26 protein-coding genes are annotated in these 25,102 nt (G+C 63.3%); 3 read left to right on the forward strand and 23 right to left on the reverse strand.

From position 1 onward, the window contains the following. Nucleotides 1-19: 19 nt before the first annotated feature. From EOB49_RS17760 to EOB49_RS17795, 8 genes are all read right to left on the reverse strand, one after another. Entirely contained in the window at nucleotides 20-856 is an 837-nt protein-coding gene (locus EOB49_RS17760; RefSeq protein ID WP_127381737.1) for a sulfite exporter TauE/SafE family protein, read from the reverse strand. A 92-nt stretch (nucleotides 857-948) separates the two neighbouring features. Beyond that, entirely contained in the window at nucleotides 949-1,695 is a 747-nt protein-coding gene (locus tag EOB49_RS17765) for an SDR family NAD(P)-dependent oxidoreductase (protein WP_127326725.1), read from the reverse strand. Nucleotides 1,696-1,727: 32 nt separating this feature from the next. Then, nucleotides 1,728-2,906, reverse strand: a complete 1,179-nt coding sequence (locus tag EOB49_RS17770; protein WP_127381738.1) for an alanine--glyoxylate aminotransferase family protein — start codon at nucleotides 2,904-2,906, stop codon at nucleotides 1,728-1,730. A gap of 24 nt (nucleotides 2,907-2,930) precedes the next feature. After that, a complete protein-coding gene (locus EOB49_RS17775; protein WP_127381739.1) occupies nucleotides 2,931-3,737 on the reverse strand; it encodes a 4-pyridoxolactonase in 807 nt (268 codons plus the stop codon). A gap of 47 nt (nucleotides 3,738-3,784) precedes the next feature. After that, nucleotides 3,785-4,720, reverse strand: coding sequence for an ABC transporter permease (locus EOB49_RS17780; protein WP_127381740.1), 936 nt, complete (start codon nucleotides 4,718-4,720; stop codon nucleotides 3,785-3,787). Nucleotides 4,721-4,723: 3 nt separating this feature from the next. Beyond that, complete coding sequence (locus tag EOB49_RS17785) at nucleotides 4,724-5,821, reverse strand: ABC transporter permease (RefSeq protein ID WP_127381741.1); 1,098 nt, start codon at nucleotides 5,819-5,821, stop codon at nucleotides 4,724-4,726. Beyond that, nucleotides 5,818-7,386 carry an ABC transporter ATP-binding protein gene (locus tag EOB49_RS17790; protein ID WP_127381742.1) on the reverse strand — a complete coding sequence of 523 codons (1,569 nt, stop codon included), beginning with the start codon at nucleotides 7,384-7,386 and terminating at the stop codon, nucleotides 5,818-5,820. Before EOB49_RS17790 ends, EOB49_RS17785 begins: the two co-directional genes overlap by 4 nt. A gap of 77 nt (nucleotides 7,387-7,463) precedes the next feature. Further along, a complete protein-coding gene (locus EOB49_RS17795) occupies nucleotides 7,464-8,492 on the reverse strand; it encodes a BMP family protein (RefSeq protein WP_127381743.1) in 1,029 nt (342 codons plus the stop codon). Between the two features lie 100 nt (nucleotides 8,493-8,592). Between EOB49_RS17795 and EOB49_RS17800 the strand changes: the two genes are divergently transcribed. Then, a complete protein-coding gene (locus tag EOB49_RS17800) occupies nucleotides 8,593-9,018 on the forward strand; it encodes a hypothetical protein (protein WP_127381744.1) in 426 nt (141 codons plus the stop codon). A gap of 38 nt (nucleotides 9,019-9,056) precedes the next feature. On the opposite strand, the gene EOB49_RS17805 is transcribed toward EOB49_RS17800, so the two are convergent. The 9 genes from EOB49_RS17805 to EOB49_RS17845 form a co-directional block, all read right to left on the reverse strand. Further along, nucleotides 9,057-10,067 (reverse strand): ABC transporter substrate-binding protein, encoded by a 1,011-nt coding sequence (locus EOB49_RS17805; RefSeq protein ID WP_127381745.1) that lies wholly within the window; start codon nucleotides 10,065-10,067, stop codon nucleotides 9,057-9,059. Nucleotides 10,068-10,106: 39 nt separating this feature from the next. Beyond that, nucleotides 10,107-10,922: an ABC transporter permease gene (locus EOB49_RS17810; RefSeq protein WP_127381746.1), complete on the reverse strand. Its 816-nt coding sequence runs from the start codon at nucleotides 10,920-10,922 to the stop codon at nucleotides 10,107-10,109. Then, complete coding sequence (locus EOB49_RS17815) at nucleotides 10,919-11,749, reverse strand: ABC transporter ATP-binding protein (RefSeq protein WP_127381747.1); 831 nt, start codon at nucleotides 11,747-11,749, stop codon at nucleotides 10,919-10,921. Before EOB49_RS17815 ends, EOB49_RS17810 begins: the two co-directional genes overlap by 4 nt. Nucleotides 11,750-11,879: 130 nt before the next feature. Further along, nucleotides 11,880-12,809 carry a 5-formyl-3-hydroxy-2-methylpyridine 4-carboxylate 5-dehydrogenase gene (gene fhmpcd1, locus EOB49_RS17820; RefSeq protein ID WP_127381756.1) on the reverse strand — a complete coding sequence of 310 codons (930 nt, stop codon included), beginning with the start codon at nucleotides 12,807-12,809 and terminating at the stop codon, nucleotides 11,880-11,882. Continuing rightward, the gene (locus EOB49_RS17825) at nucleotides 12,809-13,429 is read right to left on the reverse strand and encodes a glutathione S-transferase family protein (RefSeq protein ID WP_127381748.1); all 621 of its coding nucleotides are present in this window, start codon (nucleotides 13,427-13,429) and stop codon (nucleotides 12,809-12,811) included. Before EOB49_RS17825 ends, fhmpcd1 begins: the two co-directional genes overlap by 1 nt. A 26-nt stretch (nucleotides 13,430-13,455) precedes the next feature. Then, a complete protein-coding gene (locus EOB49_RS17830) occupies nucleotides 13,456-13,863 on the reverse strand; it encodes a RidA family protein (protein ID WP_024505125.1) in 408 nt (135 codons plus the stop codon). Between the two features lie 9 nt (nucleotides 13,864-13,872). Further along, a complete protein-coding gene (locus EOB49_RS17835; protein ID WP_127381749.1) occupies nucleotides 13,873-15,030 on the reverse strand; it encodes a hypothetical protein in 1,158 nt (385 codons plus the stop codon). Between the two features lie 54 nt (nucleotides 15,031-15,084). Beyond that, a complete protein-coding gene (locus tag EOB49_RS17840; protein WP_027039500.1) occupies nucleotides 15,085-16,236 on the reverse strand; it encodes a cupin domain-containing protein in 1,152 nt (383 codons plus the stop codon). A gap of 290 nt (nucleotides 16,237-16,526) precedes the next feature. Then, nucleotides 16,527-18,155 (reverse strand): choline dehydrogenase, encoded by a 1,629-nt coding sequence (locus EOB49_RS17845; protein WP_127381750.1) that lies wholly within the window; start codon nucleotides 18,153-18,155, stop codon nucleotides 16,527-16,529. A gap of 203 nt (nucleotides 18,156-18,358) precedes the next feature. Between EOB49_RS17845 and EOB49_RS17850 the strand changes: the two genes are divergently transcribed. Continuing rightward, nucleotides 18,359-19,036: an FCD domain-containing protein gene (locus EOB49_RS17850; RefSeq protein ID WP_127326712.1), complete on the forward strand. Its 678-nt coding sequence runs from the start codon at nucleotides 18,359-18,361 to the stop codon at nucleotides 19,034-19,036. A 43-nt stretch (nucleotides 19,037-19,079) separates the two neighbouring features. Continuing rightward, entirely contained in the window at nucleotides 19,080-20,627 is a 1,548-nt protein-coding gene (locus tag EOB49_RS17855) for a GMC family oxidoreductase N-terminal domain-containing protein (protein WP_164781716.1), read from the forward strand. Nucleotides 20,628-20,685: 58 nt separating this feature from the next. Here EOB49_RS17855 and EOB49_RS17860 read toward each other — a convergent pair whose 3' ends face one another. The 6 genes from EOB49_RS17860 to EOB49_RS36945 all read right to left on the reverse strand — a co-directional run. Continuing rightward, nucleotides 20,686-21,438 carry a GGDEF domain-containing protein gene (locus EOB49_RS17860; protein ID WP_127381751.1) on the reverse strand — a complete coding sequence of 251 codons (753 nt, stop codon included), beginning with the start codon at nucleotides 21,436-21,438 and terminating at the stop codon, nucleotides 20,686-20,688. A gap of 151 nt (nucleotides 21,439-21,589) precedes the next feature. Then, nucleotides 21,590-22,270, reverse strand: coding sequence for a thermonuclease family protein (locus EOB49_RS17865; protein ID WP_245472739.1), 681 nt, complete (start codon nucleotides 22,268-22,270; stop codon nucleotides 21,590-21,592). 57 nt (nucleotides 22,271-22,327) lie between these two features. After that, complete coding sequence (locus EOB49_RS17870; RefSeq protein ID WP_127381753.1) at nucleotides 22,328-23,527, reverse strand: ABC transporter substrate-binding protein; 1,200 nt, start codon at nucleotides 23,525-23,527, stop codon at nucleotides 22,328-22,330. Between the two features lie 93 nt (nucleotides 23,528-23,620). Beyond that, on the reverse strand, nucleotides 23,621-24,379 hold the full coding sequence (locus EOB49_RS17875; RefSeq protein WP_127381758.1) for a transglycosylase SLT domain-containing protein: 759 nt from the start codon (nucleotides 24,377-24,379) through the stop codon (nucleotides 23,621-23,623). Between the two features lie 32 nt (nucleotides 24,380-24,411). Beyond that, nucleotides 24,412-24,783, reverse strand: coding sequence for a hypothetical protein (locus EOB49_RS17880; RefSeq protein ID WP_127270682.1), 372 nt, complete (start codon nucleotides 24,781-24,783; stop codon nucleotides 24,412-24,414). Between the two features lie 60 nt (nucleotides 24,784-24,843). Next, the coding region (locus tag EOB49_RS36945) for a type I secretion C-terminal target domain-containing protein (protein WP_206526117.1) at nucleotides 24,844-25,102 on the reverse strand (259 nt) is incomplete at its 5' end.

The raw sequence follows: 25,102 nt of genomic DNA on the forward strand, positions 1-25,102 counted from the left end.
GTAAGCCGCCTAACCGGATTCAGGAAAGCAGCATTCGCCCGGCCGTGATCGCCAGGAAGAATGCAAAGGCAAGTTTCAGGTAGCGCGGGTTGAGCGCGTGGGCGAGCCTTGCGCCCAGAGGGGCGAACAGGAAGCTCACGGGCGCTATGATGGCAACCGCCGGCAGGCTGACGTAGCCCAGGCTGAGTGGGGGCCTGCCGGCAATCTCGAGACCCGACCAGATGAAGCCGGCCACCGCCGGAAGCGCGATGAGCAGGCCAAGTGCCGACGATGTGCCGACGGCCCGGTGGACCGGAAAGGAAAAGCTGGAAAGCGTCGGCACCGAGAGCGTGCCGCCACCGATTCCCATGAGCGAAGAGACAAAGCCGATCACAGCAGCGATCGCACGGTTGATCCAGCCGCTTTGCGGCAGGCGATCGGAGATCACGAGGTGCTTCGGCAACGCCATGTTGACGGCCACCAGCAGGCCGACGACGCCGAAGACCAGCCGCAAGCCGGCGCCCGGGATGAATTTCGACATGATGCCGCCGATGAGGGCACTGACGAAAATGGCCGGTCCCCACAGAGTGAGCAGTGCCCGGTCGACATTGCCGCGCCTGTTGTGCGACCGCATCGACGAGATCGAGGTGGGGATAATGACCGCAAGCGATGTCGCGACCGCCAGATGGCTGATCACAGCAGGCGAAAAGTGGAACAGGCTAAGCACCCAGAACAGCACCGGAACGATGACGATGCCGCCTCCGACTCCCAGCAGACCGGCGAGCACGCCGGAGGCAATTCCGGTCATGGCCAGGCCGGCGATCAGCATTGCAATCGTCAGCCCGTCGAAAACCGACGTGTCGAATCCGAAGTCCACTATGATTTTTCCTTGATTGGCCGCGCTCGTCCGCTGCTGCGACCCCATGCAGGTCGCCCGGAATGCACAACAGGTTTTGGGATGCGCTTTGGCTAGTGGCGCACCATCCCGGCGTCGACATTGAGCGTCTGGCCAGTGATCCAGCGCGCATCGTCGGAGGCCAGGAACGAAACCACGTCGGCGATATGTTCCGGCTGCCCTTTGCCTTTCATCGCCTGAAGCATCTCGACGAAGCCGAACGCCTCGTTGTGCGGGCTCGCCTTGACGCCGTCGCTCTCGATCAGGCCGGGCGTCACCGCATTGGCGGTGATGTTGTATTTGCCAAGCTCGGTGGCGAGCGCCCTGGTGAAGCCGATGACGCCACCCTTGGCCGCGACATAGGCGGCCATGTTCGGCGTGCCGGCAAAGAAGGTGTTGGATGCGATGCTGATTACCCGTCCGGCCTTCCCCGCCGCACGCATCTGGTCCGTACCGGCACGGCTGACGATAAAAGTGCCGGTCAAATTGACGTCGATGATCTTCCGCCAATGGTCGAGATCGACATCGTCCCAGGCGACGAACGGCACGATGCTGGCATTGTTGACCAGGATGTCGATGCCCCCGGTCAGGGCCTGGATTTCGGCGAAGAGTGCCTTGACGGATGCCGGATCGGAAATGTCGGCGGCGATCGCCCTCGCCTTTCCGCCTATCGCCGCGGCCGCCGCCCCGGCGCCTTCGGCATTGATGTCGCTGACGATGACGGTCGCACCGTCGGCGGCAAGCCGCGCTGCGATCGCCCTGCCGATACCCTGCGCGGCGCCTGTAACCAGGGCCGTCTTTCCCGCAAGCCGTTCAGTCATGAAAATGCTCCCTCAATCGTGGTGATGTCTGTTCAGGCGTCGGCGTCGATCACGGCCAGCGCCGCGTCGATACCCCTGCCGATCATTAATTTCTGGCCGGCCGCGTTCATGGCCCCGCCCAGTGCCGTCAGCGCCGCGATCGCATAGATCGGCTGGGCGGTCGGTCCCATATGGCCAATGCGTGTCAGCTTCCCCAATGTTTCGCCGCGGCCCGATGAGAAGACGACGCCGTAACGGGCGCGCGCGGCCTGGCGAAGCGCCTTCTCGTCGACACCTTCGGGCGTGCGCACGGCAGTCGTGGTCGGCGACGCGATCTTGTCGCTGGCGGCCCAGATCGACAGGCCCATCGCTGCGACGCCGGCGCGCATGGCCTTGGCGGTGAGTGCATGGCGCCCCCACACCGCCTCCGGTCCCTCATTGAGATAGAGGTCGAGCGCGACATCGAGCCCGTTGATCTCCGAGACCGACGGCGTGAATGGAAACGGCTTGTCCCGCGACCACGCATGCTCCCAGTCGACGATGCTGAGCATCGACGCGCGCGGCGCCAGGGGATTGGCCTTCATCTTGGCCCAGGCCCGCTCGCTGACACCCATCATCGTGAGGCCGGGAGGCGCGCCCAGGCATTTGTTCGGGCCGGTGACATAGATATCGGCCTTGCAATCCTCGGGATGTGTCTTCATGCCGCCAAAGGACGAGACGGCATCGACGATGAGATAGCCGCCATGCGCCGAAACCAGCGCACCGATGGCGTCGATCGGATTGATGGTGCCGGACGGCGTGTCGTGGTGGCAGACGGAAACGACGGTGATCTCCGGATGCGCCTTCAGCATTGCCTCGACATCCTGCGGATCGATCGCCTCGTTATAGGGCACCTCGATCTCGAGCAGATGTGGCGAATAGCGCTTCGCCCAATAGCCGAACCCCTTGCCGTAAACGCCTGAGGCAAGGTTGAGCACGACATCGTCCCGCGTGATCAGCGAGGCCGCGGCGGCCTCCAGGCCAAGCACCGGCTCGCCATGCAGGATGACCGGCTTGTTCGACAGCCGCATCGCCTTTTGCGCCTTGTCGACCACACCCTCGTAGAAGAGCTGGAACGCCGGGTCGTAATCGTAGAGCACCGTGCGCCCGAGGCCGCGCAGCACTTCGGCATAGGCGTTCACCGGCCCCGCGGTCAGCGTGATGACCGGATCGGCATGTTCGAGATAACGCATCGTCTTGTCTCCTCCTGACTGCGGTCAGCCGTAGAATTGCGTGCCGGTCCTGTAGGTCTTGAAGTTGTCCATGTCGTGCGAGTACATCAGCTCGGCGCCATGGTCCTCGGCGAGTTTCTTCACCTTGCGCATCGAATTGACGCCCGCTACCGGGTCGATGTGGAAGGCCGCCTGGCACAGCGTTTCAAGGCTCTTCTGCGTATAGGCCGCATCGATCGTGAACATGATCGGCTTGCGCTTGGGGAACTCGACCAGCAGGCTGTAATGGCCGATCGAATGGCCGGGCGTCGAGATCAGCCGGACGCCCCTGGCAAGGTCGACGTCGCCATCGACGCCTTCGAAGCTCGAGTTCGCCCGTGTCGTTCCCGCAAGCAATTGCCCGGTCGCGCCACGCGCTTCGGCAGCCTCCGCCGAAAAACTCAGATCGGAATAGCCGAGATGTTCGAAAGGCTCGGGATTGCACGCCTGCGGCACCTCGGTCCGGTGGCAGATCTTCTTGGCATGCGCAAAATACTTGTTGCCGCCGCAATGATCGAAGTGGAAATGCGAGTTGACCACGACGTCGATGTCCTTCGGCTCAAGGCCGAGCAGCGCCAGGGCGCCGGGGATGGTCTGGTGCTTTTCCTGGATCGGCTTTTCGAATGGCAGCACCTTCATCACATGATCGTAGTCGTAGCCGGTGTCGATGAGGAACCGGCCCTCGGCATGTTCGATCAGGATCGAATAGACCGGGAAGCGCACTTCGCCGCCAGGGCCGCGATTCCAGAACACATGATAGCCGTCGAGAACGAGCGAGCCGCCGTCGAGCAGGTAGACCTTGGTATCCGACATTCTTGCCTCCTTTATTGGCGCGGGTCCCATCCGCGCATAAATTGTCCTCAGCGCGCGCCGCGCTCGTATGGAATGCCGAGCGCCGCCGGCAGGCTCGCGCGCCGGCCGAACAGCACCAGCATGATCATCACCGCCAGGAACGGCAGCATCTGGATGATGTCGGTCGGTATGTTGATCCCGGCCACCTGCATGGCCGTCGTCAGCGACAGGCAGACACCGAAAAGCAACGCACCGAACAGCACCCAGATCGGGCGACCGCGCGCCAGCATGGCCAGCACGATGCCGAGAAAGCCCGCGCCATTGGTGATGAACGGAATGAACAGCCCAGCCCCGACATTGGCGAGATAGGCGCCGCCGAGCCCAGCCAGCGCTCCGGTCGTCAACACGGCGACGGTGCGGGTCCGCACGACATCGATGCCGGCGACATCGAGCGCGGCCGGCTTGTCGCCTGCCGCCTGCAAATTGAGGCCGAGTTGCGTGCGCCGATAGAGGTAGCTCATGCCGAAAACCAGCGCGACCGCCAGATAGACGATCAGATGATGCTTGAAGAATGCAGGCCCGATGACCGGGATGTCCGAAAGCAGCGGAATGACGGTAGCATCCGCCGCGGGCAGGCGCGGGTAGCTGCGTGAGAACTGGAAATGGTGGAGCAGTGCCGTCAGGCCCTCGAGCCCCAAGGTCAGCGCGATGCCGATGACGATCTGGTTCAGCCCGATGCGCACGCAAAGCAGCGCCATGACAAGCGCCACCGCAGCACCCCCGGCGGCACCGGTGAGAAAGCCCAGCCACAGCGACCCGGAATAGAAAGCGCCGACAAAGCCGAGATAGGCGCCGGCCAGCATCATGCCTTCGATGCCGATATTGAGCACGCCCGCCTTCTCGGAGATCTGCTCGCCGAGCCCGGCAAGCAGCAGCGGGATCGCCGCGGTGACGGCGCCGAACAGGAGCGCGCTGAGAAAGACTTCGCTGAACAGCCCGGTCATGCCCTAGGCCCTCCGCGACTGGTTGTATCGGTGATCGAAATATTCGGCGAGCGCGAGCACGATCAGCACGATGGAAACCAGCACCAGAGTGAAATGATTGGGCACGCCGAGCCGGCGCGCCGCGCTCTCGCCGCCGATCGAAAGCACCGAAAGCAGGAACACGAAGCCGATGGCTGCAAAGCCGTTCATGCGGGCGAGAAAGACGGCGGGTATCACGGCAAGCCCGTAGGCGGGATTCCAGTCGGCGCGGACATTGCCCTGGACGCCGATGATGTCGACGGCGCCGGCCAGCCCGGCCAGCCCGGCCGAAATGGCGAAGACGGCGACGGTCAGGCCGGGGACGCTGAGCCCCGAGTGAACCGCCGCGCGTGGATTGGCGCCGACGATCCTCAGCTTCAGCCCGAACGCCGTGCGCGTCATCACCAGATGCACGATGACGATCGCCGCCAGCCCAAGCAGCAGGCCACTGGTGATGGTCGTTTCGAACAGGCGCGGCAGCCGGTCCTCCACCGGCAGCGTGCGCGTCTGCGGCACGGTCGTGCTCGGGTCGCGAAACGCCAGCTTGACCAGCACATTGGCGAGCGAGGTGCCGAGGAACGTCATCATCAGCGTGGTGATGATCTCGTTGACGCCCTGATAGGCACGCAGCAGGGCCGGCACCAGCGACCAGATCATCGCCACCACCATGGCGATGAGAAACGAGCAGAACAGCGCCAGCCAGGCTGGCATGACCTGCACGAACATAGGAGCGCTGGCAGCCGCCGTCACCGCGCCAAGCAGGAACTGGCCGTCGCCGCCGAGATTCCACATGCCGGCGCGAAAGGCCACGATCAGGCCGGCGGCAAGAAACAGCAGCGGCGCCATGCGCGTCAGCGTCTGCTGGATGCCGAGCGGCGAGAACAGTCCTTTCTCCAGCACGAAGCCGTAGTAGGCGAGCGGGTCGACGCCGACCGCAAGCAGGATACAGCCGGCTATGACGAGAGCGATGAGAATCGGGCCGAGCGTCATCAGCAACCGATGCGCGATGTCGCGACGCGTCGTTGCCCCGCTCGTGGCATCGAGTGCGGTAGCACTGACCGTGGGTGCGGTGTCGATGCTCATGCGGCAAGTCCGATCATCAGGCGACCGACCTTGGTGCGGGCGTCGTCGGCATTCTCGACGGTGCCGACCAAAGCTCCGTCGGCGATGACGGCGATGCGGTCGCACAGACCAAGCAATTCCTCGAGGTCGGTGGAGATCAGCAGCACCGCAAGGCCACGCGCCGCCGTGTCGCGAATGCGCTGGCGCGACGCCAAAGTGTTGGCGAGATCGAGCCCGTAGGTCGGCTTGTTGAAGATCACCACCTTGGCGCCTTCAGCCAGTTCCCGTGCCAGAAGCACCTTCTGGATGTTGCCGCCGGACAGCCGCGCGACGGGCGTCTTCAGGCTCGGCGTACGCACGTCGTATTCGCGCACGAGCTGCGCGGCGCGCTTGTCGATCTCCGCGCGCTGCTCGACGCCGTTGCGCCAGAACGGAGCCGCGCCGACCTGCTTGAGAAAGAAGTTGATCGAGACCGGGAAGGTTCCGACAGTGCCCTCGCCCAGCCGGTCGTCGGTCAGGTAGCGAAGGCCGCGCCGGCGGCGCTCGCCGACGCTCAGCGTCTCGATGGCGGCGCCTTCCAGCCGTATCGAGCCGCCGGCAGATGTACGCTGGCCGGCCAGCGCTTCCGCCAGCTGCTTCTGGCCGTTGCCGTCGATGCCGGCTATGCCCAGGATCTCGCCCGGGCGGATGTCGAAGGAGATCGACGACAGGCCCGGCGCATTGTCCGTCGGCGCGACCGCCAGATCCGCGACCTGAAGCAGCGGGGCCGTTCCGGCGCGGGCAGTGCGGACAGGACGCTCGACGGCTTCCGGATCATCCTTCTGCTTGCCGAACATCAATTCCACGATCTCCGAGACGATCTCCTGTTCGCCCAGCGCGCGAAACCGCTCGGGCGGGATCTCGCCGACCTTGCGGCCGAGCTTCAGCACCGAGATGCGATCGCCGAAGGCAGCCGCCTCCTTGAGCTTATGGGTGATGAAGACGATCGCCAGGCCCTGCTCGACAAGGCGGCGCATCAGTGCGCCGAGTTCGTCGATGCCTTTCGGCGTCAGCATGGAGGTGGACTCGTCAAGGATGAGCAGCCGGCTGTTGCGCAGCATCGCGCGCAGAATCTCGACCTGCTGCTGCTCGCCGAGCGACAACTCCGATACCTTGGCTTGAAGCTTGACGGTGATGCCGAGCGTGCCGGTGATCTCGGCGACGCGCGCCGCCAGTTCCTCGGTCCTGGGGCGCTGCCACCACGGCCCGCCAAGCAGGAGATTTTCCGCCACCGTCAGCGTCGGCACCAGCATCATGTGCTGGAATACGGTGCCGATGCCGAGTGCCAGCGCATGGCGCGGCGAGGTGATCGGCGTCGGTTTGCCGTCGACCAGTATGCGTCCTTCGTCCGGCTGCTGCAGGCCGGACAACATGCCGATCAGTGTCGATTTTCCAGCGCCGTTCTCTCCCAGCAACACATGCACTTCGCCCGGGCGGATCGACAGGTCGACGCTGTCATTGGCAACGATGCCGGGGAACCGTTTGGTCACGCCTTCAAGCGCGACGATGTCGCGCCCTGCAACGGACGATGAAGAAAAACCGCTCATGAAAGCCCAGCACCAAAAAACGGGAATCGTGCGGAGGGGTGAACGGATCACCCCTCCGGCAGCCGACCGTGATCGCCTTACTGGGCGACGCTGGTCATCAATGCCCTGACGGCGGCCGCGTCATAGACCGGCTCAACCTTGATCTTGCCGGAAATGACGTCCTCGCGCAGCGCCTGGATTTCCGTCCAGGCATTGTCCGGGATCGCAGCGGTCTTCAGCAGCTTGACCGAGTCGTCCTTGAGGCCGATCGTATAGTGTTTGGTGCCGAACGTGTCGGCCTTCAGGTCGGCAATCATCGCCGCATAGACCGGCTCGATGTTCCACACCACCGACGACAGCAGGAAGCCCTTGTCGATCGGTGACTTGTCGCCGATGACGTCGATGAAATAGACCTTGCCGCCATCGGCTGCCTTGGTCGTCTCGACCGCCTGCAGCATGCCGAAGCTCGAACCGTTGCCTTGGCCGAAAATGATGTCGGCACCCGATGCGATCACGCTTTCGGTGACGCGCTTGCCGCCGGCCGCATCGCTGTAGGCGGCAGGGCCGATCACCGCATAGGTGATCTTGACCTCAGGATTTTCCGCCCTCACGCCTTGTGCGAACGCCGCCGACTGCGAATTCCACGATGGCGGTTCGCCCGAGACGACAATGCCGACCGACTTGGAACGCGACACCTTGGCGGCGAGACGGCCGGCCAGATAGGCACCCTCGTGGCCGCTCAGCGTGTAGTCGGCGACAAGGCCCTTCTCCAGGCCGGCTGGCGTGTCGACGATCGCCACCGGAACTTTCAGTTCCTTGGCGATTTCGGGCGCCGAGGTGTTGTAGCCGCTGGCATGCGCGATCAACAGGCTGGCGCCGTCGGAGGCAAGTTCCCGCAAGGTCGGACGAACATCGCCATAGCCGAGGCCCTGGGCCACGACCACTTCGACGCCGGCGGCCTTGCCCGCCGCCTTGGCGGCGTCGATACCTTGCTGGTTCCAGCCATAGTCCGTGCCTTCTTCGGGCGTCAGGATGGCGATCGACTTGACCTCGCCGGCAAGCGCGCCGCTCATCAAGACACCGGTCAATATAGCTGCACTTACACTGCTCTTAAGAAGCTTTAACATGTTACCCTCTCTGTTGTTTTACCAATCAATATTCTTATTGTTATTGCGCAAAAGCGAGATAGACTGCCTAGGAAAAATTATATTATGGAGCTCAGGCAAAGTGAAGATCCGTTATGCCCTTCCGGTGATGCTGGCGTTGTCGTCCTTCGCCAACGCGGTTGAGTTGCACCATGTCACCGTCCGCACCGGCACTGACGGGCTCGACATGGTTCCGTTGACGATTTCGAATGCGGGCAGCGAAAGCCTCTCCTGCAACGCCGACTTCGCCCACTGGTATTCAGCCGGGATCGCAACGGTCGAGCCGGGCAAGAAGACCCGCGTCGAGCTCTGGTTCGATGCGAAGACCGGCACGTTCACGATCCTCAACGACAAACGCGAGAACCTGCCCGTCGAGCGGCTGTGGTGCGGTCTGGCGAGCCGAGCATATGCCACCCGCGTGCAGGTCACGCTCGACCGCACCGATGCGGCGAAAGGCGAGCGTGATGTGTCCTGCGCCATGGCGCGGGACAGCCTGGTCTGCCGATAGGCGCTCATCGGGCTTTCCGTTCGAACACCGCGCGCCCCTTATTCTCTTGCCAGGAATGCGTCGGTGAAGACGTCGTCCGCCGACAGAGCCGCCTTGAGCACGCCCTGGTCCGTCAGCGTCTTCAGGGTCTCCTCCCACTGCGTCTTGGTCATCCAGCCGAGACCGTGTTCCTTGGTGTCGGGGCTGCTGAACGTCGAGGCGATGTCGGCGTTGATCTGCGCCAGCAGCACATCCTTTTTCTCCGCATAGCCGGGCGCGGCCTTGGCGGTGATCTCGGCAGCCTCTTCCGGATGAGCCACGACATAGTCGAAGGCCTCCCTGTATGCCTTGACGAAGCGGCGTACGACGTCCGGCTTGTCCTTGATCATCGCCTGCGAGGTGAACAGGCCGGAGCCATAGGCTTTCCACCCATGGTCCGCCCCCATCATGATGCTGAGCGAGCCGGGGCCTCCGGCCTTCGCTTCCAGTTCGGGAACCTCCGCATCGATATAGCCGACGACGGTCTGAACCCGGCCCAGCAGCAAATAGCTTTCATAGGGAGGCGAGACGCTGTTCAGCGTCATGTCCTTTTCGGTCAGGCCGTTGGCGGCCAGGAAGCCCTTGAAGAAGATGTAGGTGGAACCGGCCGGATGAATGCCGATGGTCAGTCCCTTGAGGTCGGACGGCTTGGTGAGCTTCAGCGTCTTGGCCAGCGAAATGATCCCCAGCGGCGAGTGCTGATTGACGGCCGCCAGCGCCACGACCGGGACATTCTGCGACCGTGCGACGGCAAGCGTGGGAAGATCGCCGAACCCGAAATCCGCGTTCTCATTGCCCACCAGCCGCATCGCGTCCGGCGAGCCGGATCCCTTGCGGATCTCGGCCACATCGATGTCGTTCTTGGCGAAGAAGCCCTTTTCCTTGCCGACGAAAAACATGGCGTGATTGCCGCGCACCACCCAGTCGAGCTGGACGTTGACCTTGTCGGCCGCCAGAGCCGCGCTGGAGAAGCCGAGTGCCGTGACAAACGCCGCGAAGCTAGCGGCCTTGATAAGTGAGCGTCTCAGCATGTTTTGTTCCCTTGTATGAATTTGGTTGATCGAGCGGGCCTAGGACTGGCTGAATTTCGGCGCCCACGGCACCACGATGCGTTCGAGGATTTCGGCGGCGTAGTAGAAGGCGATGCCAAGCACGGAAACGAGCAGCAGCGCTGCGAAGACCAGCGCCGTGTCGAGCTGGGTCGAAGCGAACTGGATGACGTAGCCGAGACCGTCCGAGGCGCCGGCAAATTCGCCGACGATGGCGCCGATCACGCTCAACGTGGCGGCGATCTTGGTTCCGGCCATAAGGTTCGGCAGCGAGTGCGGAACGCGGATCCTGAACAGGATCTGCGTCTGGCTGGCTCCGACGGAATTCATCAGCGACAGCAGCGAGCGGTCGACCGATTGCATGCCCGCCAGCATGGAGAGCGTCACCGGGAAGAAGGCGATGACCAGGATCAGGCCGATCTTGGGCGCCAGTCCATAGCCGAACCAGAGGATGAAGATCGGCGCGAGCGCGACTTTCGGCACGTTCTGGAACAGCACCACCAGCGGATACAGCGCGCGTCCCAACCAATCGAAGCGCACGATGAGCAGCGCAATGGCAATGCCGACCACGACCGAGACCAGGAAGCCGAACAGGATCTCGCCCGCCGTCACCAGCGTCGCCTGCATCAGCGTGCCCCATTGCGCGACCAGCGACTTCGCGATCTCGGACGGAGCGGGAATAATGAAAGCGGATATGGCAAAGACCCGCACGGCCGCTTCCCACAGCACGATCGTCACCAGCAGCAGGATGACCGCAGGAAGCCAGCTGCCGGTCGCCGCACTCCAGCTGGAAGCGAGGCGCGGCTCGGAAAGATCGGTGATGGGCTGGTCGCTCAAGACGCGCCTCCCGGTTGATGGCTGGAGCGCAGCATCGTTCGCAACTGGACTACCAGCCTGACGAACTCCGGATCTTCGGTGACCGACAGGTCGCGCGGATAAGGCAGCGCAATGTCGAGGCTCTCGGTGATCCGCCCGGGCTTGATCCCCAGCACGTGAACATGGCGCGACAGATGGATGGCCTCGTCGATGGAATGGGTGACGAGCACGATCGTCTTGCCGGTCCGCTGCCAGATCTCCAGCAGCGACTGGCCCATCGAATCGCGGGTGATGGCATCGAGCGCGCCGAACGGTTCGTCCATCAGCAGAACCGCCGGATCGAGCGCCAGGGCCCGTGCAATGGCGACCCGCTGCCGCATGCCGCCCGACAGCTCGTTTGGCCGCTTGTGGGCGCTGTCGCCCAGCCCCACCAGTTCCAGCATCTCCTGCCCGCGCGCCCGCAGATCCGAGCGCGACAGCGACTTGTCGGCGATGCTGAGCAGCATCGAGGCATTGTCGACGGCGTTTTTCCAGGGGAGCAGGTTGGCGTCCTGGAAGACGAGGCCGATCATCCGCTTGCGCGCTGCCTCGCTCGGCGCAAGCCCGGCGATCGAAACGCTGCCCTGGGTCGGCTGCACCAGTCCGGCCAGCACCTTGAGCAAGGTGCTCTTGCCACAGCCGGAAGGGCCGATAAGGGAAACGAACGACCCCTTGGGCACCGAAAGATCGATGTTCCTGAGGATCAGCTGCCGGGCCATGACCACCGAAACGCCCTTGGCGGAGATCAGATCGTCATGGCGGATATGGGCCGGCCTGTCGCCGGCGGCTCGAATGGTTTCAATGCGCATGGCTTGTCGCCCCGCGCGCTGTTTTCTGCCGCACCCGCACCACCTTGATGGCGAAGGCGCCCTTCACACAAACAGCCGGCCGGTGGAACTCCTCAAACCGGCCTGCCCTTTGCGCACCATGTGACATTGGCTACTCCCGGCCTTCCAGGATGCGCCGCACCGCGACGAGCTTGCGCGCCCGTTCACCTTGCAGCGCTTTTGTCTGCTCGGCCGTGTAGGCAAACATGCCCTCGCCCGACTTGATGCCGAACTTCGACGCAGCCGTTTTCTCCAGCACCATCGGCGCGACATCGTCGCGGTTGGAGAGATCGGCATTCAGGAAGGACGAGACGGATTTGTAGATATCCAGCCCCGCCATATCGAGCAGCGCCATCGGGCCGATGACGGCGATCTTGTAGCCGATGCCCCAGGATACGCAGGTGTCGAGGTCTTCCGGCTCGATGACGCCGCGCTCGACAAGATCAACCGCCTCGCGCAGCAGCGCATAGAGCACGCGGTTCTCGACGAAGCCTGGAACGTCCTTCTTCACCACCACCGGCAGCAGGCCGATCGAGCGGATGAGATCGCGGATAACAGTCACGGTTTCAGGCGCGGTCTTTTCGCCGCCGATCACCTCGATCATCGGGATGATGTGCGGCGGGTTCGACCAGTGCATGCCGACCATCCGCTCGGGATGCGAGATATGCGCCTGCAGCTTGGTGATCGGGATGCCCGACGTGTCGGAGGCGACGATGACGGACGGGCCGATCAGCGGATCGATGTCGCGATAGGTCTGCGCCTTGATGTCGATATTCTCGGGCACGTTCTCGATCACCAGTTCGGCGCCATCGACGGCCTCGGCGATCGTCTCGACGAAACGCACGCTGCCGGCGCCAGTCCCGGGCGCCTTGATGTCGAGACGGTCGAGCACGCCGCCGGCGAGATCAAGCATGCCGCGGGCGCGCTCGATTGCCCCTGGCGAAACATCATACGCCGTCACATCGAGCCCGCCGCGCGAAAGCCGCGCGGCGATGCCTGGACCCATCGTTCCCAGTCCGATGAGAGCGGCGCGCTTGATCATCATGCCGCCTTTGCCGGAGCAGCAGTGGTTGCCGCCTTGAAAGCCGGCCGGGCGGCGATTGCGGCCACCCAGCGCTCCAGATTGGGCATTGACGGCCGGTCGATCTTGAAGTCGACGCAGCGCTTCAGGATCGGCGCGCAGGCAATGTCGGCAAGGGTCAGCTTGCCGAGCGCCAGGAAGTCCTTGCCGGCCAGATGGCCGTCGACGATCTTGAGCTGCGCGACAAGGTCCTTCACTTGTTCCTTGTATTCGGCGGTCTGTTCTTCGGGCGTGAGCTTGGCGCCCTTGAAGGCCGCCAGGTAGCCCGGATTGACCGCAGCCAGCAGGAAGTCCATCCAGCGCTCGACCTCGGTCTTTTCCGCCGGCGTGGCGCCATTCAACTGTTCGCCGCCGAATGCCGCGAGATAGCGCAGGATGGTGTTGGACTCCCAGATCACGGTGTCGCCGTCGACCAGCGTCGGCACCTTGGAGGTCGGGTTGAGCGCCTTGTATTCCGCCGTCTGCGTGTTCTCGAACTGGCGGCCATAATCCTCGCGCTTGTAGGAGGCCCCCATCTCTTCGAGCATGAAGAGCACCTTCTGGACGTTGCCTGATGTCTGGCGGCCTAACAGCTTGTACATGTCGTCTCCTCGCTAGTGTCCAAGGCCTACTTGCTCGCCGGGAGCGGCTTGTAGACGATGGCGTCCATTTCGATCTTGGTGTTGATGACGGCCTTTGCCTCGACGGTCGTGCGTGCCAGAACGGCGTCGCCGATCCCTTCGAGGAACGCCTTGTTGTAGCGACCGAAATCGCGCGTATCCTCGAGATAGGTGGTGATCCGCACGACATCCGACAGTGTCGCGCCTTCATGCGCGATGACGCGCGCAATGGTCTTCAGCGTCGCCAGCGTCTCTTCCTCGATCGTGCCGCTGATCATGTTGTTGTTCTCGTCCTTCGGCACCTGGCCCGAGACGAAGATGAAATCGCCGGCACGCACCGCCGGATGAAACGGCAGGTTCGGGTTCTTGTTGCCGATGGCGTAGTGGCTGGCGGATTTTCGCGTGCTGTCGCTCAACATACCCCCCTAGAGAACGCTGGCTTCGATGATGTCGACGCCGCGGATGCGATCGATCAGGTAGACGATGCCGCGGTCGTCGATGGTCACGTCGTTGGACGAGGAACGCTCCGCCCCTTCCGGCGCGTCGGGCATGAAATGGCCGACTTCCTTTGGCGCGAACGGATCGGCGATGTCGACGAGGCGCAGCCCCTGCGCGAACCATGCAAACGGAATGACGGTTCCATTGAACCGCTCGGAAGGCTGGTGGCAGCCCGTCATCGGCGGTTGCGGCGCCCCATCCGGGTCGAGGCCCGGCACCTGGAAGGTCGAGATCGGCAACGGGTTGGTCTCGTCGGTGATGTCGTAGATCCAGGTGAAGGCCGGTGGCGAAGGTCGCAGTTTGGCGACATCCTCGTCCGCCACCACCATGATGCTGCGGCCCTTCAGCAACTGCGGGATCGGCAGGCAGGTGTGGGTGGGATGCGGAAAGCTCGGGCTCGAATTGACGTGCGAGACCAGTTTCGGCTTGGTGATGTCCGAAATGTCGAGGATGAACAGGCCGTGATGCCAGTAGCTGACATAGAGCCGGTCGCCCATGCGCAGAGGATGGTGGCAGCGCGGCGTGACATAGTCATGCCACGGGTATTCTTCGCCGCCACCCGTCCACTGGCCGGGTATCCACCAGCGTCCGACCTCGACCGGCTTCGTGGGATCGATCAGGTCGAGGATCATCACGATATTGCCGACATAACCGTCGGCGGTCGGCGAGATGTAGACGTAACGGCCGTCGAAGTCGTAGCGGTGGACGCCCTTGCCGCCGGTTATCCATTTCGAGATGAGCTTGGGCTGCGCCGGCTTGGTTGTGTCGTAAAGCGCCAGTCCGCCGCCGAAATCGGCCGGGCCGGCATCACCAAAGCGCTCGTGGTTGATGATCATCAGCCCATCCTTGGCGCGCACCTTGTGCGAATGCCAGCCGGGCGGAACATCGATCGTGGCTATCTTGCGAGGATTGCGCGGGTCGGAAATGTCGACCAGCGTCGTGCCGCTCGGCGGCCGCATGTGACCGATATAAAGGATGTTGCCATCGACCCAGACCTGGCCGCCGCCTGGACAGTCGACATGGCCGATCTGCTTGGTGTTGAACGCCGAAACCAAATGCATACGCCCTTGCTGCTGAAACGTCATTTCGATGTCCCCGCCGCCGATCGCGGCGGGACAGTGCTTGCCGAAGGGCCGAAACTAGACGAGGCGGAGCAGATCGCCGGCCTGGTTGCGGCCCCAGCGCTTGTAGAGGAGCAGCGCCTTCTGCGTCGGCGCATCAGTGGCGCCGAAGAAGATCACCGGCTCGCTCGACGAGCCGTTGACATGCTCGACCCAGGAACCGCCGGGTATGGCAATGGTGTCGAACTGGTTCCAGTCATAACGTTTGCCGTCGATGATCGAATGGCCGTTGCCGCGGAACGGCGCCAAGAGCAGGCTGGCGGTCTCGCGCTGCGGCAAGGTCTTCTCGCCGGGGCGCAGCATCTGCACGTAGAAATTGATGGTGTGGAAGACGGGTCCGCCGGTGGTCGGATCGACATAGTCGATGACGATGCCTTCATGAGGGTCGCCATCCCAATCCTTGTGGGCGTCGAGAACCGCTTCCATCTTCTCCCAGCGATAGACATACATCGGCGACGATAGGCCGCCGCCGCGCTTGTGGTCGACGAAACGCGGCATCAGGCCACCCTCGCCATAGATGCGCTGTGAGTAGTCACCGGGATAGCGGGCGGTCTGCACCTTCTTCTCGACTTCCTTGCCATCGACCATCTCGGTGTATTTGTGGTCGAAATGGACGGCATGCAGCGTTTCGACCAGCGGCAGGTCGAGCACCGACAGGTTGACCGCCTGCTCGCCGCCGACGGTGCCATGATTGTGCCAGGCGTCGTTGGGCGTCAGCACCATGTCGCCCGGGCCAAAAACCACGTCTTCGCCCTCGACGCCGGTGAAATTGCCCTTGCCGGTCAGGCCGAAGCGGATGGCGCTCGGCGAGTGCTTGTGCGGCGGCATGATCTCGTCGGGATCGTTCAGGCGGTAGGCGGTGTACATGGTGCTGACCGATGCACGCTTGGGCGCAAGACCGGGATTGACCAGGATCAGCGAACGGCGCTCACTGTCGTCCATGGTCACCAGTTCGGCGGCGCGCTGCAGCAGCGGCTCGATGTCCGAATAGGACCACACGAAGGGAACGGCCTTCGACGTCGCCATCAGCTGCTTGATCTCGTCATGGTCGACGCCTTCCGACGTCGCCCAGAACGGAAACATGTTCTTTGCGTAGAGGGCGTCATAGAGGCCCTTGAGTGCTGCCTTCTTGTTGGTGAGCACATCGTTAGCTGGTTGCGCCAGGGACATATCGGACACCTCTCGTCACGAAGAAAATACTTCTAACCAACTCAACCGTATTCGCATTGGTTTTGCTCGACAATAGCCAAATTGCGAATTTTATAAGTTTTTGGTTGAGGTGCATTTTTGGGAGGCAAATGCCCAGAAATAGGCAGAATAGCCTAGAAATGCGCGAGATACGGCTCGCAATCAGGGCGTGAAACCGCTTCGCCACGGCCATGCGGAAGCGCATGACAGTCCAACCAACGCAGTTTTTCAGTCTCAACCAAAAGACTTTGGTTGTATTCCGGCCGCCTCTATCAGGCCGCCACGCTCTGTTGAGCGCGGCTGCGGATCAGATCCGCGGCCTTTTCGGCGATCATGATGACCGCCGCATTGATGTTACCACAGACAAGGTCGGGCATGACCGAGGCGTCCACGACACGAAGTCCGGCGATGCCGCGCACCCGCAATTCCGGATCGACCACCGATGCCGCATCGACGCCCATGCGGCACGTGCCGGCCGGATGATGCACGGTGATCGAGGTCTTGCGGATATGCTCGTCGATCTCTTGGTCGCTCTCGCATTTCGGGCCGGGAAAGAACTCCGCGCCAACGAACGGAGCCATGGACGGCTGGCTGGCAAGGTTGCGCGCAACGCGAAAGCCGGCGCGAAGCGATTGCCAGTCGCGCTGCGAGGACAGGAAGTTCTGGTGGATCAGCGGCGCGGCGACCGGATCGCTCGACGCCAGCTTGACGCTGCCGCGGCTCTCCGGCTGCACCGCAACGATACGGGTCGCAAAGCCGTCGGCGAACGGCGCTTTGAACGGCGACATGTAAGGCCATGCCCCCAGCGGTGCGGCGGTGAAAAGCAGCTGCACGTCCGGCAGCGGCCGGCTTGCGTCGCTCTTCAGGAATGCCACGACGCCGCCAGGCACATCTCCCGAAAAGCCCTTTCCGGTGAGATAGGTCTTGACGAAATCCAGCCCGATACGATCGGCCCGCATCATCTTGAGAAACGGTCCCGGCTGTTTGCGCCGATACATCAGGATGACTGAAACGTGGTCCTGCAAATTCTTTCCGACCTGCGCACGATCGACCTTCGTCTCGATGCCATGCGCCGCGAGCTCACCGCTGTCGCCTATGCCTGACAGCATCATCAGCTGCGGCGTGTTGATGACGCCGCCGGCAAGCAGGACTTCGCGCCGCGCCAGAACTTCATGGCTCGCCCCGCCTCTGGTGTAGGCAATGCCCGCCGCGCGGCCATCCCTGAGCAGGATCTTCGTCGCCATCGCGCCGGTCAGCACCTTGACGTTGCCGCGGCGCATGGCGGGCCGCAGATAGGCGGTCGCGGTCGAGCAGCGGCGGCCGTTCGCAATTGTCATCTGCAGCCGGCCGAAGCCTTCCTGTATGGCACCGTTATAGTCGTCGGTCTGCGGGTATCCGGCATCACGGCTGGCTGTGGCGAAGGCATCGATCAGTTCGTCCTTGTACCGGCAGAACTGGGTGTTCAGCGGCCCGCTGCCACCACGGTACCGGCTTTCCCCCGCTTCCCAGCGCTCCTGCTTCTTGAAGTAGGGCAGCACCTTGTCGAACGACCAATCCGTCAGGCCGCTTGCCGCCCAGCGATCGTAGTCGCCGCGATTGCCGCGCACATAAGCCATGGCGTTGGTGGAGGAAGAGCCGCCGATGACCTTGCCGCGCGCGCATTCGACCTTGCGCCCGCCGACATTGGCCTCGGGCTCGCAGAAATACATCCAGTCGTGGCGGCGCTCGGTCAGTATCTTGCCCCAGCCGAGCGGGATGTGGATCATCGGATCGCGGTCCCAATCCCCCGCCTCCAGCAGAAGCACCGATACGGCAGGGTCCTCGCTCAGCCGGTTCGCCAGCACGCAGCCGGCCGATCCCGCACCGACAATGACATAGTCAAAGGTTTCGCCAGCCGGCATGCGTGATCCTCGGGAGAAAACGGCCCGCCGCGATGGCAACCGTCGACATGGGCAGTCAACCATCGCGCAACTGGTGTTGTCAACCATTGCGTACAGCTGTAGATTGGTTGAATTGGTTGAGTGCCGTCGAACAGGTTTTCGTGTCACAATATGATGTCGGGACGTTGAGTCGGCGGTCTGCCGATCGGACAGGAGATTTGGTTTTGAGCGCATTCGAGCCGCAGGTCGGACCATCGGATCTCGACGACATCATCGCCGCGGTCCGCCAGTTGCAGCAGGGCGGCGGCAAGCTTCCGTCCGAGCGCGATCTTGCGCAACATCTGAGCGTCAAGCGCCATCAGCTTCGCAAGGCGCTTGAAGTGCTGCGCCTTTCGGGCGACCTCAAACCGGCGCGCGCCAGGCGGGCGCCGACCGCCCTTCCGAGATATGGCGAGGAACTGGTCAGGGTAACCAATCCGATCGAGGTCTTGGAATTGCGCCTGATCATGGAGCCGGGCCTTGCCCGACTGGCGTCGCTGCGCGCCTCCTCTTTCGAGACGGCGCGGATCCTCGACGCGGCAACCACGCCGGAGAACGCCCCGTCGGGGGAGGTCGACTTCGCTTTCCATCTCGCGATCGTTGCCGCGGCCCGGAACCACCTCGCCGCGGAATTCTACAAGATGCTGCGCCAGGTCGGTGTCGATGCGCGGGTGAAGGTTGCGCGCACCGCGGCACCCACCTGCCCCAAGCGGATTGCCCACCGCGACGGCGAGCATCGCCTGATCGCCGAAGCGATCTCGCAGCGCGATCCCGAAGCGGCAGAGGCCGCAATGCGCGCGCACCTTTTGTCCGTGCAGAGACAGATCATGGAACGGTCGAATGCCGGCGCCTTTGCCGCGTGATCGTATCAGCTTCCGACATTGAGCCTGTGCGGGGAATTTCAAATTGAAACGTCATTTCGACGTGCTGGTGATCGGTGCGGGATCCGCCGGCTCGGTTGTTGCCAGCCGGCTCAGTGAAGACCGGTCGTGCCAGGTCGGCCTCATCGAGGCGGGTGCGATGCCGGCCGATCCCGACATCGCCGATCCGCTGAAATGGACGATGCTTCAGGGCCGCGCCTACGACTGGAGCTACCGGACCGTGCCCCAGCCGTTCACCGCCAACCGCGTCCATGAATGGCCGCGCGGCAGGATCGTCGGCGGCTCGAGCTGCCTGCATGCAATGGCCTATGTCCGCGGCCATGCCGATGATTTCGAACCCTGGGCGCAAGCCGGCGGCGAGCGCTGGTCCTATCGGGGGTTGTTGCCGGGCTTCATCCGCAGCGAAGCCTTCACTGCCTTCGACGGGCCGACACGCGGCCAGAGTGGCCCGCTGGACGTCTATCTGCCGGACGCCGAGGTCAGTCCGGTCGTGCGGGCCTACATCGCCGCCGGGCGCGCCATGGGTGCTCCCGCCCTGAGCGACCACAACAGCGGCGAACTGGTCGGCACCAGTCCCAATTCACTCAACATACGTGACGGCAAGCGCCTGAGCGTCGCCGACGCCTATCTGCCGTCGCAGGTCATGGCGCGGCCGAACCTGACCTTGCTTGCCGGCCACGAGGTCGAGCACCTGGTGCTGGACGGCCACAAGATCACGGGCGTGAGCGTGGTGTGCGGGGGTGAGACCGGAACGCTGTCCGCCGACCGGATCGTTCTTTGCGCCGGCGCCGTGTCCTCGCCGCTCATCCTCATGCGGTCGGGTATTGGTTGCCCGGATACGCTGAAGCAGGCTGACATACGTTGCCTTGCCGATCGCGGCGATGTCGGCCGCAACCTGCAGGATCATCTGCTTGCTCTCGGAAATGTCTACAGCACGAAGAAGCCGGTGCCGCCTTCCCGCCTGCAGCACTCCGAATCGCTGATGTACCTGCACAGCGATGACCCGACCCGCTCCACGGGAAGTCCCGATATCGTGCTGGCCTGCGTCGTCGCGCCGTCGGCGGCCGAGGGCCTGAAGACCCCGCTTTATGGCTCGGCCTTCACCATCCTGTGCGGCGTCACCCATCCGACAAGCCGCGGGCGCATCACACCGAGCGGCCCGAGCCGCAACGATGCGCCGGTCATCGACCCGCATTACCTCGAAACCGAACACGATCGCGCGACATTCAGGATGGCGTTGAAGCGGGCGCGCATGGTCGGCCATCATGCGGCTCTGGGCGAATGGCGCGATATGGAGATCCTGCCAGGCGCACCGGTTCAGTCCGATGCCGAACTCGATGCTTTCATCGCCAGGGCTGCTTCCACCCATCACCATCCGGCCGGCACCTGCCGGATGGGTCGTGACACTGAGGCCGTCGTCGATCCTGACTTGCGGCTGAACGGCTTCGACAATGCCTTTGTCGTAGACGCCTCGGTGATGCCGGCGATCCCGAGCGGACCGATCAACGCCGCGATCGTCGCCATCGCCGAAACCTGGGCGGCGTCTTCACGGGCTACCCCGTCGTCAGCGTAACCGCGGCCGCGTCCGACAGTTCCCCTGGGTTCCGAATGGCTCTGGCTCCCAGCGACGGTCAGCTATGGAGATGCGTCAGTTCAAACGCGGCTCCGTCCTGGACGCCGGCCATGCGCTGCTCGGCGGACCGGAACATGTCCGCGAACTCCACCTGGTTTTCGAACACCACGCCGCCGACCTTGACGGTCAGGGCATCCTCCGTCCCTTTTGGCGCGAAATAGACTTGCGCGATGCGCGCCCGGATACGCTCGCCGATTTCCCTGGCTTCTGCTTCGGTCGCGCCGGCGAGGAAAACCCCGAACATCGACGTCCCCATGCGTCCAACCAGATCCTGCGCACGAACCGACGATTGTATGGTCGAGGCTATGAGCCGCAAGGCTTGATCGCCCCATTCAAGACCAAAGCGCAGGTTGATGGACCGCAGATGTTCCGAATGGATGACCAGGAAGGCGCCCGATTTCGGCCCCGGCACCGACGGCCGTGCGGTTCTTTTTTCGACCATCGACGTGAAGACCGCTCCGTTCAGGCAGCCGGTCATGGTGTCGAAGGTTGCCGACTTGTCGAGCTCCCGGCGATAGCGACGAAGCTCGATCTGTTTCAATCCAACGAACAGAAAAAGCGGAACGCCAAGGACAACGGGCAACAGGATTGCCGTGATCATGCTGCGCCCAAATGGCGTCAGCGCCTCGGAGAACAGGAGCAGGTAATTGAGGCCGACGGAAACGCCCAGGATTGCAGCGGTTCCCAGAAAGGTCAGCAAAGCGACGCTTTTCCATGCCTGGTCGGTGGTGCTCGCCATAGTCTTTATCACTGGCCGATCTCCTGTGGTTGGGCTGGTATAAGGCCGGTGTGTTGCAATTTCAGTTTCAAGGAAGCTTGCAATTTAATCGATTGCGCGATGACCCCATCAAGGCTGCGCCCGTGGCGGTTAACAAACAAAACATCAGGGAATGAATGGCAGGCTATTGCGCCGGGCCGAATATGCCCATCTCAGCCTTTCGGGCTGTCGCCTCCGCCTTGCCGTAGATGCCGCTCGGCAGCGCCGTGGCCCAGCCGTTGGAGACAAGCCAGGCGCCGACATCCTGCTTGCCCAGCCTGCATGGTGCGGCGACGGCAAAACGCTCGACGTCCGGCGGTACGAAACAGTGCAGCGCGCGTCCCCTCAGCCAGGAATTGAAAACGGCGCGGGCGCGCACGCCGCAAGGCCAGATGACGTCATGAAACGAGCAGGAGCTGTCGAGATCGATGCCTCGCACTCCGCTGATGACCACCTTGCGGCCCATGGCTTCGAACATCGCCGACGATGTGGCAATCGGGCGGTAGAGCAAGACCTCCCGCCAATCCCCGGGCATTGGCGTTTTCGGGGGCACGGCGAGACCGAGCTCGCTGAGTGGCGGACGGGGCTCGGCCCGTTCGATCTCAGCGGGATCAAGCCGTGGCGGAGCGATCAGGTCTTGAGCAACCTTGCGCGCCGGCTCCAGGCGTTGTGCGCCGGCAACCGGGGCAACCGGCCGGATAGGCTGCGTGTCGTCAACATCCGGCGACGGGGCACGGACAGGCCGATCGACCGAAAGCAACGCCCCGCCTTGAATGATCAGCAGTATCCCGGCCAGAAGCAGGATGCTTCCGAGTGCGATCGCCAAGCGGCTGCGGCCCCGCCTGCCCATCAGCTTGAACAGGATCTCGGGGATTTGCGCCGGTCAGAAACCCGACGTCGATTTGGCAACCAGCTTGAGCGCACCTTTTTCAATCCGATAGAACGGCATCGAGCGTTGGCTGGATCCGTCGGCCCGAAACCGGAACAGGCCGGTCGAGCCACGAAAGCCGTTTGGATTTTCGAGAACTTTCTTGCTGAAGCCATCAGGCCCGACCGCGCTGGCAATCCCTGCCGTCAGGGCAACCATATCATAGGCATAGGCCACATTGACGTCAGCCGGATAGTTGTATGTCGTCCTGAAGCGGTCGGCGATCGGCCCGGTTTCACTTGGATCGAGCGTGGCGATAAACGCCCCCTCGAAGAGCGGATCCATGGGGTGCTCCAGCCAACGGTTCGTCCCGACGACGGAGATGGTCTTTCCCGGAATGCCCTTCGATTTGAGGGCGGCAAGGATGGGCGCCGGACTGCCATTGCCACTGGCGACTATGACGGCGTCGGGGGCGTCCACGAGTGAGCCCATTTCGTCGACCGCCTTCGCGCCACCGGCGCCGGCAGAATATCGGAGAGTGACCGCGAGCGCCGCGCCGTAGATGCTGAGGCTGTTTGCGACCCGCTTCTCCGTGGCGCCGGCGTTTGGATTGTCCGCGACAAGCAGTACGAACTTCTTGCTGCCTTTCGCGGCCAATCCCGCGGCGCCGGCTGCGGCGCTGTCGGCTTCGCCAAGGAGCACGGCATAGACCCCGGCGCCGCCGGCGAAATTGTCGGCAAGCGCCAGAACCGGTGGCCGCTTCGATCCCGAAAGCGTGGCGATATGCTGGGCTGCCGGCAGTTCGGTCGGGCCAATGACGACTTTCGATCCCGTCGTAATGGCCGTTACCGCCAGTTTGCTGGCCTGCGCGCTGTCGCCCTTGGTGTCCTCTATCGTCAGCGTCAGCAATCCGTTGCCGATATCCGTCATCGCCAGCTTGGTCGCATCGAGCATCTTCCTGCCGTTTTCCCCGGCCGTTCCGGGGGCGGACAGCGGCAGCAGCATCGTGACTTTGGTCGAACCGGTACCCAGCGACTGGGTCGCCTGGACGGGGCCGGCACCCGCGGCGCCATTCTGCCCGGCAGGCGCGGCAATCGCCGCCGGATCGAGCACTTCGGACACGCCGCCCTTCGACTGGCAGCCCGATAAGATCGCGGCGAGCGCCAAGGCGATTGCCCATGTCCGCGGACAGTGGACCTGTCGGCCAGCTTCCATGAATGCTCCCACCCCTATGTGCCGCCGGATATTGTTCCCGGTCTGGTCTTCAACGCATGTTACGGCGGACTTGCAGTGCCGTCTGTAGTTCTTTTAGCCGCCGAAAAGCCTGCCTCTGAGCGTCCTGATCTGCCTTGCTTGCCCGGCACTTCGATACTCGGCGCATTTCATGTATCGCGGCCCGGGCACGAACACGCGGCGCACGCAAACGCCCTTTGCCTGGGCAGGGGCTCCGCCCTCTCCGCCCGGCGAAAATGCGGAAAAGCCGAACGTCGCCACCGGCAAAGGCCCGGTCACTTCAAAGCCTTCCCTTGCCAGGATTGCCCGAGCACGCTGGCAGTAGCGGACCGAAAGGGCCGAGAACCGGCTTTCATTGTGCCCGGCGCGATATTTCATGACGGTGGTGCACAGATCGCCCGCGGCCAGCCTGTTGGCCTGTGCAAGATATTTGACCCCCAGCGCGATGTTGGCCGCCGGCGCGCTCAGATCGTCCAGGGAACCTCGAAAGCCGAGCATCCTGGCGGTCGCCGGCATCACCTGCATCAGGCCGACTTCGCCGTCGCCGCCTTGCACGTCGGGATCGAAGCCGCTTTCGATCTCCATCACTGCATGCGCCAGCATCGGCTCCAGGCCATGGATCGATGCCTGGCAACTGGCGAATGCCTTGAAAGCCTGCCGGGTCCACTCGGCGGCCGGATCACAGCGCACTGGCTGATTCAGGCCGGACGAAAACTGTTGTTTCACGGACGGTCGTTCCAGCCAGTTGGCACTGGCCGGCGTGACCGTTTGGACAAAGCCAAGCAACGCGATCGCGCCCGCGACCGCCTTCAGGAAGGGTCCGTCGGCTGTCATGATGGCCAACAGGCGTGGGTTCGCCTATCCGGTCAGTGCATGTACTCGACCATGCGATCGTGAAAACACTCGCATTTGTTGAGGTAGTCTTCGTCCTTGTAGTTCGTCTTCAGGTAGCCATAGGCCTTGCCGCAAGCGACCTTGGCCTCCGACGCCCAGACGAAGACGGGCCGCGACGAGTTGATCCACTCCGAGCTGTTGGCGACGGCAACCGACTCGTCCATCAACTTCACAACCTCCTGCTTCAGATCGACGATGTTGTCGTTCAGCACCAGGTTGGAGGTGCCGACGACACGGCAATAATCGCCAGTCGGGCCGTCGATGATGTCGGCGGCATACCCCGTCGACCCGACTGCCAGCAACAGCGTCGCAGCGGAAACAAGCAGTCTTGCAGAACGTTTCATATTGAGCTCCCCTAGATATTAGCGACGTATAACATAGTCACGTGGTTGTGCGCTATGCCGTTAAACCACGTTTGCCGTCGTCGTATGCTGGGTTATGCCATCGTCGTAGAGCAGCGTGATCGTGTTGGCAGCGGGCAGGTTCGTCAGCGTTGCCACGTCGACAAAGTTGGCGCCGCCGGTTGTCCCATTCGCATCCACACTGAGCGTGCCCGTCCCTGCATCATAGTTTACGAAGTCGCCGACATTGGCAGGCGCCGTGTCGAACAGGGCGGTCAGGTCGATCTTGTCGCCCTCCCCACCATTGAAGTCAGTGATGAGA

The organism is Mesorhizobium sp. M7A.F.Ca.MR.148.00.0.0, from assembly GCF_003997735.1.
Taxonomy (GTDB): Bacteria; Pseudomonadota; Alphaproteobacteria; order Rhizobiales; family Rhizobiaceae; genus Mesorhizobium.

What these genes read in the sequence shown, in the direction of transcription:
- EOB49_RS17765 (WP_127326725.1), bottom strand. Translation starts at nt 1,695, where the DNA reads ATGACTGAACGGCTTGCGGGAAAGACGGCCCTGGTTACAGGCGCCGCG.
- EOB49_RS17770 (WP_127381738.1), bottom strand. Translation starts at nt 2,906, where the DNA reads ATGCGTTATCTCGAACATGCCGATCCGGTCATCACGCTGACCGCGGGG.
- EOB49_RS17775 (WP_127381739.1), bottom strand. Translation starts at nt 3,737, where the DNA reads ATGTCGGATACCAAGGTCTACCTGCTCGACGGCGGCTCGCTCGTTCTC.
- EOB49_RS17780 (WP_127381740.1), bottom strand. Translation starts at nt 4,720, where the DNA reads ATGACCGGGCTGTTCAGCGAAGTCTTTCTCAGCGCGCTCCTGTTCGGC.
- EOB49_RS17785 (WP_127381741.1), bottom strand. Translation starts at nt 5,821, where the DNA reads ATGAGCATCGACACCGCACCCACGGTCAGTGCTACCGCACTCGATGCC.
- EOB49_RS17790 (WP_127381742.1), bottom strand. Translation starts at nt 7,386, where the DNA reads ATGAGCGGTTTTTCTTCATCGTCCGTTGCAGGGCGCGACATCGTCGCG.
- EOB49_RS17795 (WP_127381743.1), bottom strand. Translation starts at nt 8,492, where the DNA reads ATGTTAAAGCTTCTTAAGAGCAGTGTAAGTGCAGCTATATTGACCGGT.
- EOB49_RS17805 (WP_127381745.1), bottom strand. Translation starts at nt 10,067, where the DNA reads ATGCTGAGACGCTCACTTATCAAGGCCGCTAGCTTCGCGGCGTTTGTC.
- EOB49_RS17815 (WP_127381747.1), bottom strand. Translation starts at nt 11,749, where the DNA reads ATGCGCATTGAAACCATTCGAGCCGCCGGCGACAGGCCGGCCCATATC.
- fhmpcd1 (WP_127381756.1), bottom strand. Translation starts at nt 12,809, where the DNA reads ATGATCAAGCGCGCCGCTCTCATCGGACTGGGAACGATGGGTCCAGGC.
- EOB49_RS17825 (WP_127381748.1), bottom strand. Translation starts at nt 13,429, where the DNA reads ATGTACAAGCTGTTAGGCCGCCAGACATCAGGCAACGTCCAGAAGGTG.
- EOB49_RS17835 (WP_127381749.1), bottom strand. Translation starts at nt 15,030, where the DNA reads ATGACGTTTCAGCAGCAAGGGCGTATGCATTTGGTTTCGGCGTTCAAC.
- EOB49_RS17840 (WP_027039500.1), bottom strand. Translation starts at nt 16,236, where the DNA reads ATGTCCCTGGCGCAACCAGCTAACGATGTGCTCACCAACAAGAAGGCA.
- EOB49_RS17845 (WP_127381750.1), bottom strand. Translation starts at nt 18,155, where the DNA reads ATGCCGGCTGGCGAAACCTTTGACTATGTCATTGTCGGTGCGGGATCG.
- EOB49_RS17870 (WP_127381753.1), bottom strand. Translation starts at nt 23,527, where the DNA reads ATGGAAGCTGGCCGACAGGTCCACTGTCCGCGGACATGGGCAATCGCC.
- EOB49_RS17875 (WP_127381758.1), bottom strand. Translation starts at nt 24,379, where the DNA reads ATGACAGCCGACGGACCCTTCCTGAAGGCGGTCGCGGGCGCGATCGCG.
- EOB49_RS17880 (WP_127270682.1), bottom strand. Translation starts at nt 24,783, where the DNA reads ATGAAACGTTCTGCAAGACTGCTTGTTTCCGCTGCGACGCTGTTGCTG.